The organism is Herbiconiux solani NBRC 106740 (genome assembly GCF_001571005.1).
GTDB lineage: Bacteria > Actinomycetota > Actinomycetes > Actinomycetales > Microbacteriaceae > Herbiconiux > Herbiconiux solani.
The window spans coordinates 112450-125618 of sequence record NZ_BCST01000002.1 but is presented as its reverse complement, the minus strand read 5'-3'; the positions used below and the strand labels follow the sequence as shown (position 1 = coordinate 125618).

Annotated in this window: 19 protein-coding genes; 11 read left to right on the top strand and 8 right to left on the bottom strand. The window is 69.6% G+C overall.

Annotated elements, in window-relative coordinates:
• Positions 1–149: 149 nt before the first annotated feature.
• On the top strand, positions 150–746 hold the full coding sequence (locus HSO01S_RS03835; protein ID WP_066039262.1) for a gamma carbonic anhydrase family protein: 597 nt from the start codon (positions 150–152) through the stop codon (positions 744–746).
• Between the two features lie 34 nt (positions 747–780).
• Here HSO01S_RS03835 and HSO01S_RS03830 read toward each other — a convergent pair whose 3' ends face one another.
• Complete coding sequence (locus HSO01S_RS03830; protein ID WP_066039261.1) at positions 781–1635, bottom strand: SDR family oxidoreductase; 855 nt, start codon at positions 1633–1635, stop codon at positions 781–783.
• A gap of 156 nt (positions 1636–1791) precedes the next feature.
• Here HSO01S_RS03830 and HSO01S_RS03825 point away from each other — a divergent pair, with 156 nt between their 5' ends.
• Both HSO01S_RS03825 and HSO01S_RS03820 read left to right on the top strand, forming a co-directional pair.
• Entirely contained in the window at positions 1792–2838 is a 1047-nt protein-coding gene (locus HSO01S_RS03825; RefSeq protein ID WP_084361277.1) for an RNA polymerase sigma-70 factor, read from the top strand.
• Between the two features lie 59 nt (positions 2839–2897).
• Positions 2898–3413 (top strand): hypothetical protein, encoded by a 516-nt coding sequence (locus tag HSO01S_RS03820; protein WP_066039260.1) that lies wholly within the window; start codon positions 2898–2900, stop codon positions 3411–3413.
• Between the two features lie 105 nt (positions 3414–3518).
• Here the strand turns inward: HSO01S_RS03820 and HSO01S_RS18170 are convergent, their stop codons facing one another.
• Both HSO01S_RS18170 and HSO01S_RS03810 read right to left on the bottom strand, forming a co-directional pair.
• Positions 3519–3734, bottom strand: a complete 216-nt coding sequence (locus tag HSO01S_RS18170) for an antitoxin VbhA family protein (protein WP_157078893.1) — start codon at positions 3732–3734, stop codon at positions 3519–3521.
• Positions 3735–3872: 138 nt separating this feature from the next.
• Complete coding sequence (locus HSO01S_RS03810) at positions 3873–4637, bottom strand: SDR family oxidoreductase (protein WP_066039258.1); 765 nt, start codon at positions 4635–4637, stop codon at positions 3873–3875.
• 275 nt (positions 4638–4912) lie between these two features.
• Between HSO01S_RS03810 and HSO01S_RS03805 the strand changes: the two genes are divergently transcribed.
• Together HSO01S_RS03805 and HSO01S_RS03800 are read left to right on the top strand one after the other, a co-directional pair.
• Positions 4913–5251, top strand: a complete 339-nt coding sequence (locus tag HSO01S_RS03805; RefSeq protein WP_066039600.1) for a hypothetical protein — start codon at positions 4913–4915, stop codon at positions 5249–5251.
• On the top strand, positions 5248–5919 hold the full coding sequence (locus HSO01S_RS03800; protein ID WP_066039257.1) for a nucleotidyl transferase AbiEii/AbiGii toxin family protein: 672 nt from the start codon (positions 5248–5250) through the stop codon (positions 5917–5919). Before HSO01S_RS03805 ends, HSO01S_RS03800 begins: the two co-directional genes overlap by 4 nt.
• 12 nt (positions 5920–5931) lie before the next feature.
• Here the strand turns inward: HSO01S_RS03800 and HSO01S_RS19180 are convergent, their stop codons facing one another.
• The 3 genes from HSO01S_RS19180 to HSO01S_RS03785 form a co-directional block, all read right to left on the bottom strand.
• Positions 5932–6447: a hypothetical protein gene (locus tag HSO01S_RS19180; RefSeq protein WP_066039256.1), complete on the bottom strand. Its 516-nt coding sequence runs from the start codon at positions 6445–6447 to the stop codon at positions 5932–5934.
• A 78-nt stretch (positions 6448–6525) separates the two neighbouring features.
• Positions 6526–7101, bottom strand: a complete 576-nt coding sequence (locus HSO01S_RS03790; RefSeq protein ID WP_066039255.1) for a hypothetical protein — start codon at positions 7099–7101, stop codon at positions 6526–6528.
• A gap of 31 nt (positions 7102–7132) precedes the next feature.
• Entirely contained in the window at positions 7133–7438 is a 306-nt protein-coding gene (locus tag HSO01S_RS03785; RefSeq protein WP_157078892.1) for a hypothetical protein, read from the bottom strand.
• 131 nt (positions 7439–7569) lie between these two features.
• Here HSO01S_RS03785 and HSO01S_RS03780 point away from each other — a divergent pair, with 131 nt between their 5' ends.
• From HSO01S_RS03780 to HSO01S_RS03760, 6 genes are all read left to right on the top strand, one after another.
• Positions 7570–8985 (top strand): MFS transporter, encoded by a 1416-nt coding sequence (locus HSO01S_RS03780; RefSeq protein ID WP_084361275.1) that lies wholly within the window; start codon positions 7570–7572, stop codon positions 8983–8985.
• Positions 8982–9335, top strand: coding sequence for a putative antibiotic biosynthesis monooxygenase (locus tag HSO01S_RS03775; protein WP_066039252.1), 354 nt, complete (start codon positions 8982–8984; stop codon positions 9333–9335). The genes HSO01S_RS03780 and HSO01S_RS03775 overlap by 4 nt, the downstream gene beginning before the upstream one ends.
• A 74-nt stretch (positions 9336–9409) precedes the next feature.
• Positions 9410–9568, top strand: coding sequence for a hypothetical protein (locus tag HSO01S_RS18615; protein ID WP_157078891.1), 159 nt, complete (start codon positions 9410–9412; stop codon positions 9566–9568).
• Between the two features lie 58 nt (positions 9569–9626).
• Positions 9627–10172, top strand: a complete 546-nt coding sequence (locus HSO01S_RS03770) for a TetR/AcrR family transcriptional regulator (protein WP_169799924.1) — start codon at positions 9627–9629, stop codon at positions 10170–10172.
• 40 nt (positions 10173–10212) lie between these two features.
• Positions 10213–11115, top strand: coding sequence for an NADP-dependent oxidoreductase (locus HSO01S_RS03765; RefSeq protein ID WP_066039250.1), 903 nt, complete (start codon positions 10213–10215; stop codon positions 11113–11115).
• Positions 11116–11202: 87 nt separating this feature from the next.
• Positions 11203–12222, top strand: a complete 1020-nt coding sequence (locus HSO01S_RS03760) for an NAD-dependent epimerase/dehydratase family protein (RefSeq protein WP_066039249.1) — start codon at positions 11203–11205, stop codon at positions 12220–12222.
• A 64-nt stretch (positions 12223–12286) separates the two neighbouring features.
• Here the strand turns inward: HSO01S_RS03760 and HSO01S_RS03755 are convergent, their stop codons facing one another.
• Complete coding sequence (locus tag HSO01S_RS03755) at positions 12287–12769, bottom strand: GNAT family N-acetyltransferase (RefSeq protein WP_066039599.1); 483 nt, start codon at positions 12767–12769, stop codon at positions 12287–12289.
• A 23-nt stretch (positions 12770–12792) separates the two neighbouring features.
• Positions 12793–13140, bottom strand: a complete 348-nt coding sequence (locus HSO01S_RS03750; RefSeq protein WP_174522965.1) for an ArsR/SmtB family transcription factor — start codon at positions 13138–13140, stop codon at positions 12793–12795.
• Positions 13141–13169 lie beyond the last annotated feature (29 nt).

Sequence of the window (13169 nt, the reverse complement as noted above, 5' to 3'; positions counted from 1 at the left end):
GGCCAGTCAACCGGTCGCGGCGTGGCACAGCATCCCCTGTCCGCTTCAAGCAGAGCACTCGACTCCTTTGGCCGCGCCCACCAATCTGCTCGCGCGGAGATCGCGTGCCGCGGCTTCGCTATCGTGAGAGCGACGATCGGAGCAGGCCCATGTTCGTGAGACACCGTGACCACGAGCCCTCGATTCACGCGACGGCGTACGTGGCGCCGTCGGCGGTGATCGCGGGTGACGTCCGGATCGGCGCGGGCGCGCGCATCCTGCACGGAGCCGTGCTCACCGCCGAGGACGGCGCCGTCACGATCGGCGAGAACACGATCGTCATGGAGCACGTCCTGATCCGCGGTCGCGGGGGTCACCCGGCCATGATCGGGTCGTCGGTCATGATCGGACCGCACACCCACGTGAACGGCGCCGTCGTCGAAGACGAGGTCTTCATCGCGACCGGCGCCTCGCTCTTCCCCGGCAGCCGGATCGGCCGCGGGGCGGAGGTGCGGATCAACGGCGTCGTGCAGGTCAATACGACGCTGGCGCCGGGAGCCGTCGTGCCGATCGGGTGGGTGGCGGTGGGCTCGCCCGCGTCGATCCTCCCGCCGGAGCGCCACGAGGAGATCTGGGCCATCCAGCGCGACCTCGACTTCACCGGCACGGTCTACGGCGTCGGTCGCGATGTCTCGATGCCCGAGCTCATGCAGGCCCAGTCCGACTACTACGGCGCCCACGCCTCCGACCAGCCCCTCGAGTCCTGACCGGGACGCCTGCCTCACGGAGTCGGCCCCGGCCTCACCGAGCGGCGGCCGGCTCCGACTCGGCGCGGTCGCGGGCACGGAGCCAGTCCTCGAAGCGGGTGCTGAAGCGGTAGGCGTCCGGGCCGGGCAGCAGCTCGTCGGGCGCGAGGGTGTTGCCGAAGTAGCGGGCCAGGGGGTCGGCCTCGACCTCCCGCGGATCCTGCCGGGCACGCAGCTCCAGCCGCACGAGGTCGCGCAGCGCGAAGATCTCAGGGCCGGTGAACTCCCGCGTCGCATTCGTCGGCTCGCCGAGTGTCGTCTCCGTCACCGCCGCCGCGACGTCGTCGCCCGCGATCGGCTGCACCGACGCCTCGGCGAGCCGCAGCCGGCCCTGACGAGCGGATGCGGCGGACCGGCCACGAGACAGCGACGCAACCGACGCATCAGGCCCAACCGACCCGCTCGACCCGCCCGCCGCATCCGCGATGCTTCGCACGAACTCGAAGAACTGCGTCGCGTGCACCAGCGAATAGGGCACCGACGACCGGCGGATCAGCGTCTCCTGCGCATCCTTCGCGAAGAAGTAGCCGCGTTCGGTCTGGGCCAGGCGATCTGTGCCGACGACCGACAGCGCCACATGGTGGCCCACCCCGGCGGCACGGCCGTAGGTGAGCAGGTTGAGGGTCGAGGAGTAGAAGAACTCGAGCGCGCCGGCCTGATCGGTGTACGACGAGTTCGAGAGGTCGATCACGGTCTCGGCCCCGTTGAGGGCCGCCTCGAGTCCCTCTCCGGTGTAGGAGTTCACGCCGGTGCTGCGGGCGGCCGGGGTCACCTCGTGCCCCGCATCCTGCAGCCGGGCGACGACCTTCGATCCGATCAGTCCGGTTCCTCCGACGACGACGATTCTCATGACGGTCCTCCCGTTGTGCGCGGCCCGACGGGCGGCGTCTCGGCAGCTACGACCGGGCGCGGAACCTTTTTGTGACATCGGTCACAGAACGGATGCCTCGCCGGTCACAGCTGTCGACGGGTCTGAACCGGCGGCCCGCAGCTCGAAGGGAGACCCATGTCGCACGTCATCCGGGACACGGATGCCCGGCCCGGCCTACTGTGGAGCCACTCCGACCACCGCACCGATCTCTCCCGCGCGCAGAAGGGCCCCGCCGTGACGAAGCGAACCGCTGGCCCGGACGCCGACGACGCCGCCGACGCCGCCGCACCCGTCAGCCCCGCATCCGCCGACGACCTGGCCCAGGCCACCGAGGTCTTCTCCGCCGTCCGCCGCCGCCTCTTCGGCATCGCGTACCGGATGCTCGGCACCGTCTCCGAGGCCGAGGACATCGTGCAAGACGTCTGGCTGCGCTGGCAGACCTGCGACCGAAGCGCGGTCCTCGACCCGCCCGCCTTCCTCGCGACCGCCACCACGCGCCTGGCCATCAACGTGCTGCAGTCGGCCCGCAGCCGCCGCGAGACCTACATCGGCCCCTGGCTGCCCGAACCCGTCAACACCGACGACGACCCTGCGCTCGGTGCCGAACGCGGCGAGGCGCTGGGCTTCGCGATGTTGCTCCTGCTCGAGAAGCTCACCCCCACCGAGCGTGCGGCCTACGTGCTGCGCGAGGCCTTCGACTACCCGTACCCGCAGATCGCCCAGATCGTGCAGCTCAAGGAGCCCGCGACCCGCCAGCTCGTGAGCCGTGCCCGCAAGCACCTCGCCGGCGAGAAGCGCATCGCCGTCGAGTCGGCCGAGCAGCGCCGGCTGCTGACCGCGTTCCTCCAGGCGGCGCAGCAGGGTGACGTCACGGCCCTCGAGGCCCTGTTCGCCTCGGATGTCGTCAGCTACTCCGACGGCAACGGGGTCAAGCTGGCCGCCCGCATCCCGATCCTCGGCCGCCACCGCGTCGCCCAGTTCATCGCCGCCTTCTCGAGCCATTTCTGGCAGGGGAAGACGATCGAGTGGGTGGAGCTGAACGGCCAGCCGGCAGTGGCCCTCGCGGAGGACGGGGTCGTGACGACCGCCCTCACGCTCACCCCCGGCGACGAGGGCATCCGTCAGGTGATGTGGATGATGAGCCCCGCGAAGCTCACGCGCGTCACCGCGGCCTCCGCGTGAGCCGGGGGAGTGGGTCTGGTCGTATCGGGCTCTGCGGCAGGCGTGTGCTCGGGCCGCGGATGGAGCGCATCACCATCACCCGCGATGACCAGCGCATCACCCCCGATGACCAGTGGATGGGCCCCGGCCACGAGCGCGTGGACCCCGACCACCGCCGCCTCGTCCTGGCGCTCGGCGCAGCGTGCGAGTCCGGCGATCCGGTTGCTGTCGCGGCGACCCTCCATCCGGCCGTCACGCTCATCATCGACCGAGGCCGCCACGCCGATCCGCTCCCGGCCACGGCGCGCGGTGTCGCCGCCTCGACGGCTCTCCTGCTCGCGCTGTTCGACGACCTGGCCGCGGGCGGTCCCGCGACTCGGCCCGCCACTCGGCCCCCGACTGTTCCCGCGACTCGGCCCGCCCTGTCGATCCGCGAGCGGTCGGTGAACGGATGCGCCGGCCTACTCGTCACTCGCGACGCCCGCGCGGTCGCGGTCCTCACCGCCGCAACCGCGCCCACCGCTGCCGGCCCCGCGATCCGCACCCTCTGGATCGTCACGTCCCCCGCCAAGCTCCAGCACTGGAACGCTCCCTGACCCCTTCGGGCTGTTGGCTCAGCGTGCCTGTCTCATCCGAAGCAATTCGATGACCTGCGCCAACACCGCCGCCAGTTCGCCCCAGGTATGGAAGCCCCGCGCCATCTAGTGGTTGCCGAGAAGCTGCGTTCTGACGAGAGCCGCAGCTTCGTCACCAGTGATCTCACCCGCCGCGACACGACGGCTGATCGCTCGCAATTCCGGGTCGCTGACCTCGTGGCCGGCCGCGCCGAGCGCGGCATCGCCGAAAGCCATCCGACGCTCGATCTCGGTTTCGGACTCGGCGACGGAGGGTGAGGTGCGTGCATGGGCGATGCTCATCACGTCTTCGATCTGGTCAACGACAGTCTATCCGACCCACCCAGGCGGCTCGAGGAAATGATTCCATCGAGCGCGGCTGGGTGGGCGAGTGGATCGTGACGCAGTCGTGGTCACGCAGTCGACGTCACGCAGCCATCGTCACCGGCCGGCGGGGGCGGGGGTCGTCGCGAGCCACTCCTCGAAGCGCGTCGTGAAGAGCGTGGCGTCGGCACCCGGCACCAGCGTCTCGGCGGTCGGCCGGCCTCCGAAGTAGGGCGCCTCGGGGTCGGCGACCACCGTGCGCAGGTCGCCGTGGAAGGCGAGCCCCGTGCGCACGAACTCGTCGAGCCCGAACCGCTCCGGCCCGCCGACCTCGATCGTGCGGTTCAGCGGCTCGCCGGCGGTGGTGCGCGCGACCGCGGTCGCGACATCCTCGGCGGCCATCGGCTGCATCGGGGCGTTGGGCAGGCGCACGACGCCGTCGATCGTCGCGCTGTCGGCGATGCTCCTCGCGAACTCGAAGAACTGGGTGGCGCGCACGATCGAGTAAGGCAGCGAGGAGGCGAGGATGAGGTCCTCCTGCGCGACCTTGGCCCGCATGTAGCCGCTGTCCAGCATCCGCTCGGCGCCGACGACCGAGAGGGCGACGTAGTGGCCGACGCCGGCCGCCTTCGCGGCGGTGAGGATGTTGGTGGTCGCGGTGGTGAAGAACCGCATCACGTCGTCGTCGGCGAACGACGGCGAGTTCGAGACGTCGAGCACGGTGGCGGCGCCGATGAGCACCTCGGCGAGGCCTTCGCCGGTGAGCGTGTTGACGCCCGTGTTCGGAGACGCAGCGACGGCCAGGTGGCCGTGCTCGGAGAGCTTCGCGACGACCTTGGATCCGATGAGGCCCGTGCCTCCGACGACGACGATCTTGGACATTGTCAACCTTCCGTAGAGTGCGGCCGCGGTCCGTCCCGCGCCCGTCCCCAACTACGACCGGATGCGCCGCCGCCCTGTGACGTCGCGCCTGATCGGGAAGCGATTCAAGGTCGTACCAACCTCACCACCTCAGCCGCGATGAGGCTGAGTTCTTCGCCGGGTTCACAGAAATGGTCGAGCGCGCACCCCAGCCGTCGACTCCGGCAGCGTTATCTCAGCCTGACGGATGGGTCAGCCATCGACCTTTGTGACCGAAGCTCGATAAAATGGAGAGCATGACCGAGGCGACGCGCGCGACGGAGGATCCCCGGGTGTTCTACCGGGACATCAAGCCGTACGAGGCGCCCGCGGAGCTCGACGAGCTGCGGGGTCCGCGTGACGGCAGTGTCGAGCTGCCGATCACCGTCTACTGGGGCCCGGCTCACACGTTCGATCTCGCAAACGAGTCCGATGTGGTCGAGGCCTATCAGGCCACGCTCCGCGAGGGACGCACGGTCGACCAGGTCGAGCTCCTGAACCGTGATCTGCTCATGCGTGTCTGGCCCGAGCTGCTGTTGCCCGTGCGCGTCCGCTCGCTCTGGGAGGGGCGCTTCCCCGAACTGAGCGCCGCTTGAGCGACGACCGTGAGCTGCAGCGGGAGCTCACTCGGTTAGCTCTTGAGGTTCTCGACGGCCGCTCCTTCGCTCTCGCCGGCTCCGGTGCCATCCGTGAGCACGGAATCGTCGACCGGGCGACCCAGGACGTCGACCTGTTCACCGACGATCTGGACCCAGTGGCGTTCGATGCGGCTGTGGATGCGCTGGTCGATGACCTCCTCCGCTCCGGTTTCGGCGTCGAACCGGTGCGCCGCAGCCGGCAGTTCGCGCAGCTGCGAATCACCGCCGCCGACGGGCGCTCCGTCGACATGGACCTCGCCGTCGACTGGCGCGAGCGCGAGCCGGTCATGCTCGCCGTCGGCCCCGTCCTGAGCCTCGGTGATGCCGTCGGCAACAAGATCAGTGCCCTGTACACGCGAGCCGAGGCGCGCGACTATCTCGATGTCGACGCGATCCGCGCCTCAGGCCGCTTCACCGACGAGCAGCTCGTCGATGCGGCGGCCGACCGGGATGCGGGATTCGATCGCTCCATGTTCGCCGGCCAGCTCGACCAGGTTCATCGCATCCGTCCCGAGCGCGTGGCTCGCTATGGCGTCGATGCCGAGCAGCTCGACGCCATGAAGCAACGGTTCACGGAGTGGGCCTCGCGGCTGCGTGATCCCGAGGCGGGGTCGACAGGGCGATGAACCTTCAGGCGACTACGCGTTGCTCGCGCCGCGCTCGAAGGTGACTACCTGGGCGTCGAAGGGGCCGCTGATCGAGCAGAAGGTGCCCACGGAGAGGTCGCTCGTGTCGGACTGCCAGAAGACGTGCATCATCAGCGCATTCGGGTCGTCCGCCACACTCGAGTTGATCTTCTCCTCGGCGATCGGGTTGGTGTCGGCGGGGTCGAACGGCTTGAACGTGCCGGTCAGGCCCGCCAGGTCGTCGATCGCGTACTGCTTGCAGATGGAGTAGGCCGCCTCGAGGTCGTACGCGGCCGGAGCCGCCGGCTCGGCACCGGGGGCGGGCTCCGGGGCGGGCGTGGCCGGAGCAACGGGCGTGGGCGTGGCGGTGGGTGCCGGCGTGGCGGACTCCGTCGGTCGCGGGGTCACGGTGGCCGAAGTGGTCGGCGTGGGCGACGGCGTCGGCGCGGCTGTGCAGCCCGCCAGCAGGATGCCCGCGGTCACGATCGCGGCGACGAAGGCGGGTCGAGCGGCACGTCGAGTTCTCATGCTGCCAGCGTACGACGACTGTCGATCTCCGCCCGGCCGGCCCGATAACGATCACGACCTCAGCTGGCTCCCGACGGCTCAGTCGGTGATCCCGGCCACCACCGTGATGTGGCTCAGCCACTTCGAGGGGAAGATCTCCAAAGGCTCGATCAGCACCGGGCCCTGTCGCATCTGTAAGAGTGCGAAACCGTCTCGGGTCCAGATCTTCGTCACGTCGTCGTAACGGATCGTGGCCTCCCTTCCTCCGACGCCCAACCAGAAGTGCTCCGGGCCGAAGCCGGAACTGATCTGCGTGCGAGGCGGGACCTGCCTCGTCATCCGGATGGCAGTCGGAGCGAAAAGGAGGAGCGCACTCAGGAGGCAGATCCCCAGGAAGACGGCTTCGATCGCCAGCACGATCGTATGGACGTCATAGAAGGACAGGCCGAACATCCCCTTGTAGTCGAAAGAGGCCGACCTGACCTGCCCCGCCACCAGCCAGATCCCGAGCATCAGGAGGAAACCGAGCATCAGGCCGAGGAGCGCGGATGCTTTCGGGCCGCGGGCGCGAACGTGGGCACGTGCCGCCCGCACTCCGTAGCCCCTGGTGGCGACGTAATGGTACTTCGGCGCGTCGCGCGCAGCGGCGATCAGAAGGTCTTCCCCCGAATCCATGACCCGAGCGTAGCGGCCGGTGTGCTGCCGGTCAGGGCAGGTCCTTCGGCGTGCGGAACGCGACCACTCCCGAGATGACCGTCGACGCTAGCAAGCCCACGAACATCGCGGTGAGCGCCCACAAGAGCGGGTACCCGGCGATCGCGAGAAGCGCACAGACCGAACCGCCGAGGATGCTCGCGAGACCGGTGACGACGAACATCGCCGCTGACAGTCGCGGCTGCGCATTCGCGGAGAGCCATTCGTCCCGGCGCCGTTCACGCGTCCGCAGCCTTCGCACGGTGAGGATCGGCGCGACAACCGCGACGACAATCGCAAGCATCACGACGATCACCACCGCGAACTGCTGCCCTGGCTCGGTCACAGACCCAACCCAAGCACAGCCCGCTGCACTCTGCTCCCGCGTCGCGTTCGACGATCGTCGCAAGAGGGGGCGACAGGCGGTCGGCGGCGGGCGCACCTGCGACGATGGATTCGACGGCTGGAGGACGGATGGCCCGGAGCGAGAAGCACGCGAACAGCGGGAAGAGCACGAACGGCGCGAAGCGCAGCACGAGCGCGACCAGGAGTCCGAGCGAAAGCACGAGCACGAGCACGAGCACGAGCACAAGCCCCCCACCCCACCTCGCCCGCGCCGGCGCCTACTGGACGGCGGCCGCCGTCGCCCTCATCGCCCTCTGGACCAGCGGCGCCCCCAGCACCTCCTACCCCCTCTACTCGGCCGAGTGGGCCCTGACCCCCGTCGTCATCACCGCCGTCTTCGGCACGTACCCCGTCGCCCTCGTCATCACCCTGCTGGCCACCGGCAGCCTCAGCGACTTCGTCGGCCGCCGCGTCGCGATCCTGCTCGGGGTCGGCGGGATGCTCGTGGGCACCCTGCTCTTCGCCCTCGCCTCCGACGTGGTGATGCTGTTCATCGGCCGCGCCTTCATGGGCATCGGCGTCGGCCTCGCCCTGAGCCCCGCGAGCGCCGCCGTGCTGGAGTTCAGCAAGCCGGGGCGCGCCCGGGTCGCCGCATCCACCACCACCGCTGCGACCGCGCTCGGAGTCGTGCTCTCGGCCCTGACCGGCGGCGCCCTCGTGCAGTACGGGCCGCTGCCGCTGGCCCTCGACTACTGGGTGCTCGTGGCGGTGATCACGGTCGTCGGGGTGCTCGCGTGGTTCCTGCCCGAGCCGGCAAAGAGCGCGACGAGCGCAACCGCACGCCCCGCCCGCTGGCGCCCCGAGATCAACATCGCCATCCCACCCGGCCAGTCCCTGATCTTCGCCACCGCCGCCCTGGCCGCGAGCATCGCGTACATGACCGGCGGCATCGTGCTCGCCCTCGGCGCGAGCATCGCCCGCCAGCTGCTCGAGACCCAGAACTCCCTCGTCGTCGGAGCCCTGCTCGCCACCATGTTCGTCGTCGCCGGCGTGCTGGCCGTCGCGACCCGCCTGCTGGGCCCGCGGCTCTCGATGCGGCTCGGCGGGTTCCTCGCGATCGGCGCCTTCGTGCTCTTCGCCGCCTCGGCGAGCCTCGGATCGGTCATCCTCTTCCTTCTCGCTGCGGCCTTCGCCGGCGGAGCCTACGCGACCGCGTTCTCGGGCGGCCTCGGCTACGTCAGCCTGCACGCCCCGCCCCACCACCGCGCTGGCGCGATCTCAGCCTTCTACCTCGCCGCCTACGCCGCGCAGGGGGCGATCGCCGTCGCGCTCGGCCTGATCGCGACGCTCGCGAGCCTCCTCACCGCAGTCATGATCGGCTCGGCAATCATGATCGGGCTCTCGGCGGTGCTCGTCGTGCTGACCTTCCTCCGCGGCCGCCGCACGGGCGCTCCCACGACCCGGGCCCTCGCCGCCGCGCGCGACAGCCCAGCGGATGCTCCGCCGAGGACCGCGAAATGACCCTCCCGTCCGGCGCACCCGACACGCCCATCTCACCCGGCACGCCCATCCCATCGGCCACGCCGTCACAGACCACGCCGCCCCCGGCGAAGCGGATGCCCGCCCCGCCGTCCGTCCACGTCCGCGCCTTCCTGACGTGGCTGGTCATCTTCCCCGAGGTCGCCCTGGTCAACTGGGCCCTGTCGCCGACCGACCCGCTCGGCCCGATCGTGCTGCGCTCGCTGATCGTCACCCTCGTGGTCATCCCGCCGGCGGTCTACCTCTTCGTCCCGGCCCTCCTCCGCCTCTGGACCCGCCACATCCCGCCCCATCCGAAACCGGATGCACCCGCGCCGCAACGAGAACCCTGACGTCGTTCTCGCGTGCCGACCCGGCGGAACCCGGCTCGTCGTGCAGGGAGAGGCTCGCGGCATTCTCGCGGAAGATGCTCGATTGGACGATCCAGACCCCGGCGTCCTGCACGCCACCCAAGAACGCGTCGACCAGCCGGCGACCGAAGCGCATTCGGATGGACATCCTCACCCGCCCGCCCGCCCGCCCGCCCGCCGCCGCGATCGCCGTCTGCGTCGCGGTACTCAGCTGACAAGGGTGCGCGTCGTCTTTCGTTGGCCAATCGGCTAATGAAATGTATTATGGAGTCCATGACGCGAGCTGAACAGGCGGCACGAACACGGCAAGCAGTGCTGGATGCCGCGCGGGCGCTTTTCGCGGAGCGAGGTTTCGCCGCCACGTCGCTGCAGGACATCGCCGACGCAATGGGGGTGCGCAAGGCGAACGTGTACTACTACTTCCCAACGAAGGCCGCGATCCTCGATGCTCTTCTGGACGAGCGGACGAGTCGTCTCGACGCGTTGCTGGCTGCTGCCGAGTCGGAGGCCTCGGTTGAGGCGCGTCGAGATCTGGTCATCGCGGGATTCACGGAAGAGGTCGTCAGGGCGTACCGCACCGTTGCGCCGATCGACTTCGCCGACCCCTCGGTGCGTTCGGTACCGGGGGTGGCCGAGCGTCTGGAGGCGTTCACGCGCAGAGCTGCGAAAGCGCTGTTCGGTCCTCACCCCAGCGTCGATCAGCTGGCCGGCCTAGCGGTCATGCACGACCTGAAACCCGTCATGCGAACGCTGGATCGATTGCCGGACGACGAACTGGTGCGAGCGCTCCAGCGGCTCTGTCGACGGTTGATTGCCTGACGGCCGAGTTGAGAGCACGACTGAGAGAGAAAGAAGGACGATGTCCAACGCAATCGTGATCACTGAGTTCGGCGGCCCTGAGGTGCTGCAGTGGCGTGCGGTGCAGGCCCCGGTGCCGCGGGAGGGGGAGGTCCTCATCCGCGTCAGGGCCGCCGGCGTCGGGCCGACCGACCTCCACATCCGGGCCGGCCACCTCGCGGCGGTGTTCCCGCAGCGCCCCGGCGACGTGCTGGGGTTCGAGGCAGCTGGTGTCATCGAGGAAGTCGGGGAGGGGGCTGATGCCCAGGTGGGTGACGAGGTTGCCGCGCTACTCCTCGCGCAGGGGGGATACGGCGAGCTCGTCACCGCTAACTCGTGGTATACAAAGCCCGCAGCCGTGACCTGGGAAGCGGCGGCCGCTCTCCCGGCAGCTGCCGAGGCCGCAGTGGGAGCCTTGCGCCAAAGCGGCGTGAAGTCAGGGCAGACGTTGGTGGTACTCGGCGCGGCAGGGTCGGTCGGGTCCGTGATCGTCCAAGTCGCGCGTTCGCAAGGCATCCGCGTCATCGGAGTGGCGAGTGACCGAGACGCGGGTCTCGTGGCAGAACTCGGGGGCGAGTTCGTCGCCCACGGAGATCGGGTCTTCGACCGGATCGTCACATCCATCGACGCGGTCATCGATGCCGCGGGGCACGGGGGGCTGGTCGAGGCGGTTGCGGCGGCCGGCGACCCCAGCAGGGTCGTGACACTCACCGGAGGCCCGGAAGTCGCATCATCTGGTGCACTCATGTCCGTGCCGAGCCCCGACCGGGCACCGGATGCCCTGGCGATCGCGATGCCCTTGCTCGCCAGTGGGGAGCTGCGCCTGAAAGAACGCCGTAGCCTGCCGATCCGCGACGCTGCCGAAGCGCACAGGCTCCTCGAATCGGGGGAGACGCGCGACAAGATCGTGCTCACCTTCGAGTAAGCATCTGGAACGCCGCCGCCGCGCTGTCGTGAGCGGCAGCATTCCGTTCACCCCACACCCGCGCTCAGTCGAAGAATGGATAGTGCAATGACCAACTACCAGGTGCTCGTCACCGGCGGTACCGGCTTCCTCGGCACTCACGTGATCGCCCAGCTGCTCACGTCCGGATACGACGTCCGGACCACCGTCCGCGACCTTGAACGTGAAGGTGAGCTCCGCGGCGCCCTTTCTCGCGCCGGTGTGCATGGCGATATGCACCTCACTCTCCTGCGTGCCGATCTGTCGGACGACGCAGGCTGGTCCGACGCCGTCGCGGGCACCCGCTACGTCGTGCACGTGGCGTCCCCGTTTCCGCCGGCAATGCCCGACAGTGATGACGACGTGATCCGCCCGGCCCGCGAGGGCGCGTTGCGGGTGCTGCGCGCATCCCGTGACGCGGGCGTTGAGCGAGTGGTGATGACCTCGTCGTTCGCTGCAGTCGGCTACGGGCACCCACCGACCGACGAAGAATTCGACGAGCGCACCTGGACCAACGTGGAGGCGCCGCTCAGCGCCTACATTCGCTCAAAGGCCATCGCGGAACGAGCGGCGTGGGACTTCATGGATGCCGAGGGCAGCGAGCTCGAGCTCGCGGTCGTCAATCCCGTCGGCATCTTCGGTCCACCCCTGACAGTCGATCTATCGGCATCCGTCGGATTGGCTCACCAGATGATCACCGCCATGCCGGCCGTTCCGCGACTCGCGACGACCGTGGTCGACGTCCGAGACGCCGCAGACCTGCACCTGCGTGCGATGACGAATCCGGCGGCAGCGGGGGAGCGGTTCCTGGCGTCGACGGGCGAACCACTTTCCTTCCAGGAGGTCGCGGCGGTGCTGCGCGCCGCCGTCGGCCACGAACCCGTGAAATTGCCCATCTTGCCCGACGAGGTGGTGACAGAAGCCGCCAAGACCGACCCCGGGATGGCGGGAATGGTGGGCGAGCTGGGCAAGGTCCGCCGTGTGTCCAGCAACAAGGCTCGATCCATTCTCGGGTGGGAGCCGCGATCCAACACCGAAGCGCTGCAGGCGACCGCCCGCGCGCTCAAAGACCTTGGCGCGGTGAAGTGACCCCAGCGGGCTGACGTCGCTTCGGTGATCACAGGGCCCTCGTCGGCCGGCCGAACTCCGCGGTCTAGTCCGCCCGTCGGTACTCGATGAGCACGGTGTCGCGCCACCGGCCGGCCCACGGGCCGTAGGTCATGAGCGCGATGCGTTCCCGCGTGCCGACGCGGCGGAATCCGGCCCGGTCGTGCAGGGCGAGGCTCGCAGCGTTCTCCGGGAAGATGCTCGACTGGATGGTCCAGACCCCGGCGTCTTGCACGGCACTCAGGAACGCTTCGACCAGCCGGCGACCGACGCCCCGCCCGGCTGCAGCGGGGTCGACATAGACGGAATGTTCGACCACGCCCCGGTAGACCTCCCGGGTCGACACGGGCGAAGCGGCCACCCACCCGGAGATGACGTCACGATCGTCCACGGCGACGAGCCGCCCGACGTCGAGCTTGCCCGCATCGAACTGCCCCCAGCTCGGCGGCTCCGCCTCGAATGTCGCGTTGCCGGTCGCGATCCCGGCGCGATAGATGGCCTCGACCGCGGCCCAGTCGTTCGCCCTCATCGGCCGGATGCGGACGTCCGAGGTCACGGCCGGAGTGCCTGAGCGGCGCGGTCGAGTGCGGCGTCGACGACACGGAAGTACGCCCAGCGGCCACGCTGCTCTCGCTCCGCCAGGCCGGCGTCGACCAGCTGCTTCATGTGGTGCGAGACGGTCGGCTGAGAGAGTCCCACGGGCTCGGTGAGGTCGCAGATACAGGCCTCGCCGCCCTCGCTCGCCGCGATCAGCGACAGCAGGCGGATGCGCGTCGGGTCGCCCAGCGCCTTGAATGTGCGGGCGAGCTGCTCGGCCTCCTCGGCGCTCAGCACGCCGTCGGTCACGGGGCTGCAGCACGCGCCGGCTTCGGCGTTCAGGAGCGGAAGAGCGATGGTCATGCGCCGATCATCTCACGACGTATTGACTT

Coding starts and splice junctions, on each gene's coding strand:
- HSO01S_RS03835 (WP_066039262.1), top strand. CDS start 150: ATGTTCGTGAGACACCGTGACCACGAGCCCTCGATTCACGCGACGGCG.
- HSO01S_RS03830 (WP_066039261.1), bottom strand. CDS start 1,635: ATGAGAATCGTCGTCGTCGGAGGAACCGGACTGATCGGATCGAAGGTC.
- HSO01S_RS03825 (WP_084361277.1), top strand. CDS start 1,792: ATGTCGCACGTCATCCGGGACACGGATGCCCGGCCCGGCCTACTGTGG.
- HSO01S_RS03820 (WP_066039260.1), top strand. CDS start 2,898: ATGGAGCGCATCACCATCACCCGCGATGACCAGCGCATCACCCCCGAT.
- HSO01S_RS18170 (WP_157078893.1), bottom strand. CDS start 3,734: ATGAGCATCGCCCATGCACGCACCTCACCCTCCGTCGCCGAGTCCGAA.
- HSO01S_RS03810 (WP_066039258.1), bottom strand. CDS start 4,637: ATGTCCAAGATCGTCGTCGTCGGAGGCACGGGCCTCATCGGATCCAAG.
- HSO01S_RS03805 (WP_066039600.1), top strand. CDS start 4,913: ATGACCGAGGCGACGCGCGCGACGGAGGATCCCCGGGTGTTCTACCGG.
- HSO01S_RS19180 (WP_066039256.1), bottom strand. CDS start 6,447: ATGAGAACTCGACGTGCCGCTCGACCCGCCTTCGTCGCCGCGATCGTG.
- HSO01S_RS03790 (WP_066039255.1), bottom strand. CDS start 7,101: ATGGATTCGGGGGAAGACCTTCTGATCGCCGCTGCGCGCGACGCGCCG.
- HSO01S_RS03780 (WP_084361275.1), top strand. CDS start 7,570: ATGGATTCGACGGCTGGAGGACGGATGGCCCGGAGCGAGAAGCACGCG.
- HSO01S_RS03775 (WP_066039252.1), top strand. CDS start 8,982: ATGACCCTCCCGTCCGGCGCACCCGACACGCCCATCTCACCCGGCACG.
- HSO01S_RS18615 (WP_157078891.1), top strand. CDS start 9,410: ATGCTCGATTGGACGATCCAGACCCCGGCGTCCTGCACGCCACCCAAG.
- HSO01S_RS03770 (WP_169799924.1), top strand. CDS start 9,627: ATGACGCGAGCTGAACAGGCGGCACGAACACGGCAAGCAGTGCTGGAT.
- HSO01S_RS03765 (WP_066039250.1), top strand. CDS start 10,213: ATGTCCAACGCAATCGTGATCACTGAGTTCGGCGGCCCTGAGGTGCTG.
- HSO01S_RS03760 (WP_066039249.1), top strand. CDS start 11,203: ATGACCAACTACCAGGTGCTCGTCACCGGCGGTACCGGCTTCCTCGGC.
- HSO01S_RS03755 (WP_066039599.1), bottom strand. CDS start 12,769: ATGAGGGCGAACGACTGGGCCGCGGTCGAGGCCATCTATCGCGCCGGG.
- HSO01S_RS03750 (WP_174522965.1), bottom strand. CDS start 13,140: ATGACCATCGCTCTTCCGCTCCTGAACGCCGAAGCCGGCGCGTGCTGC.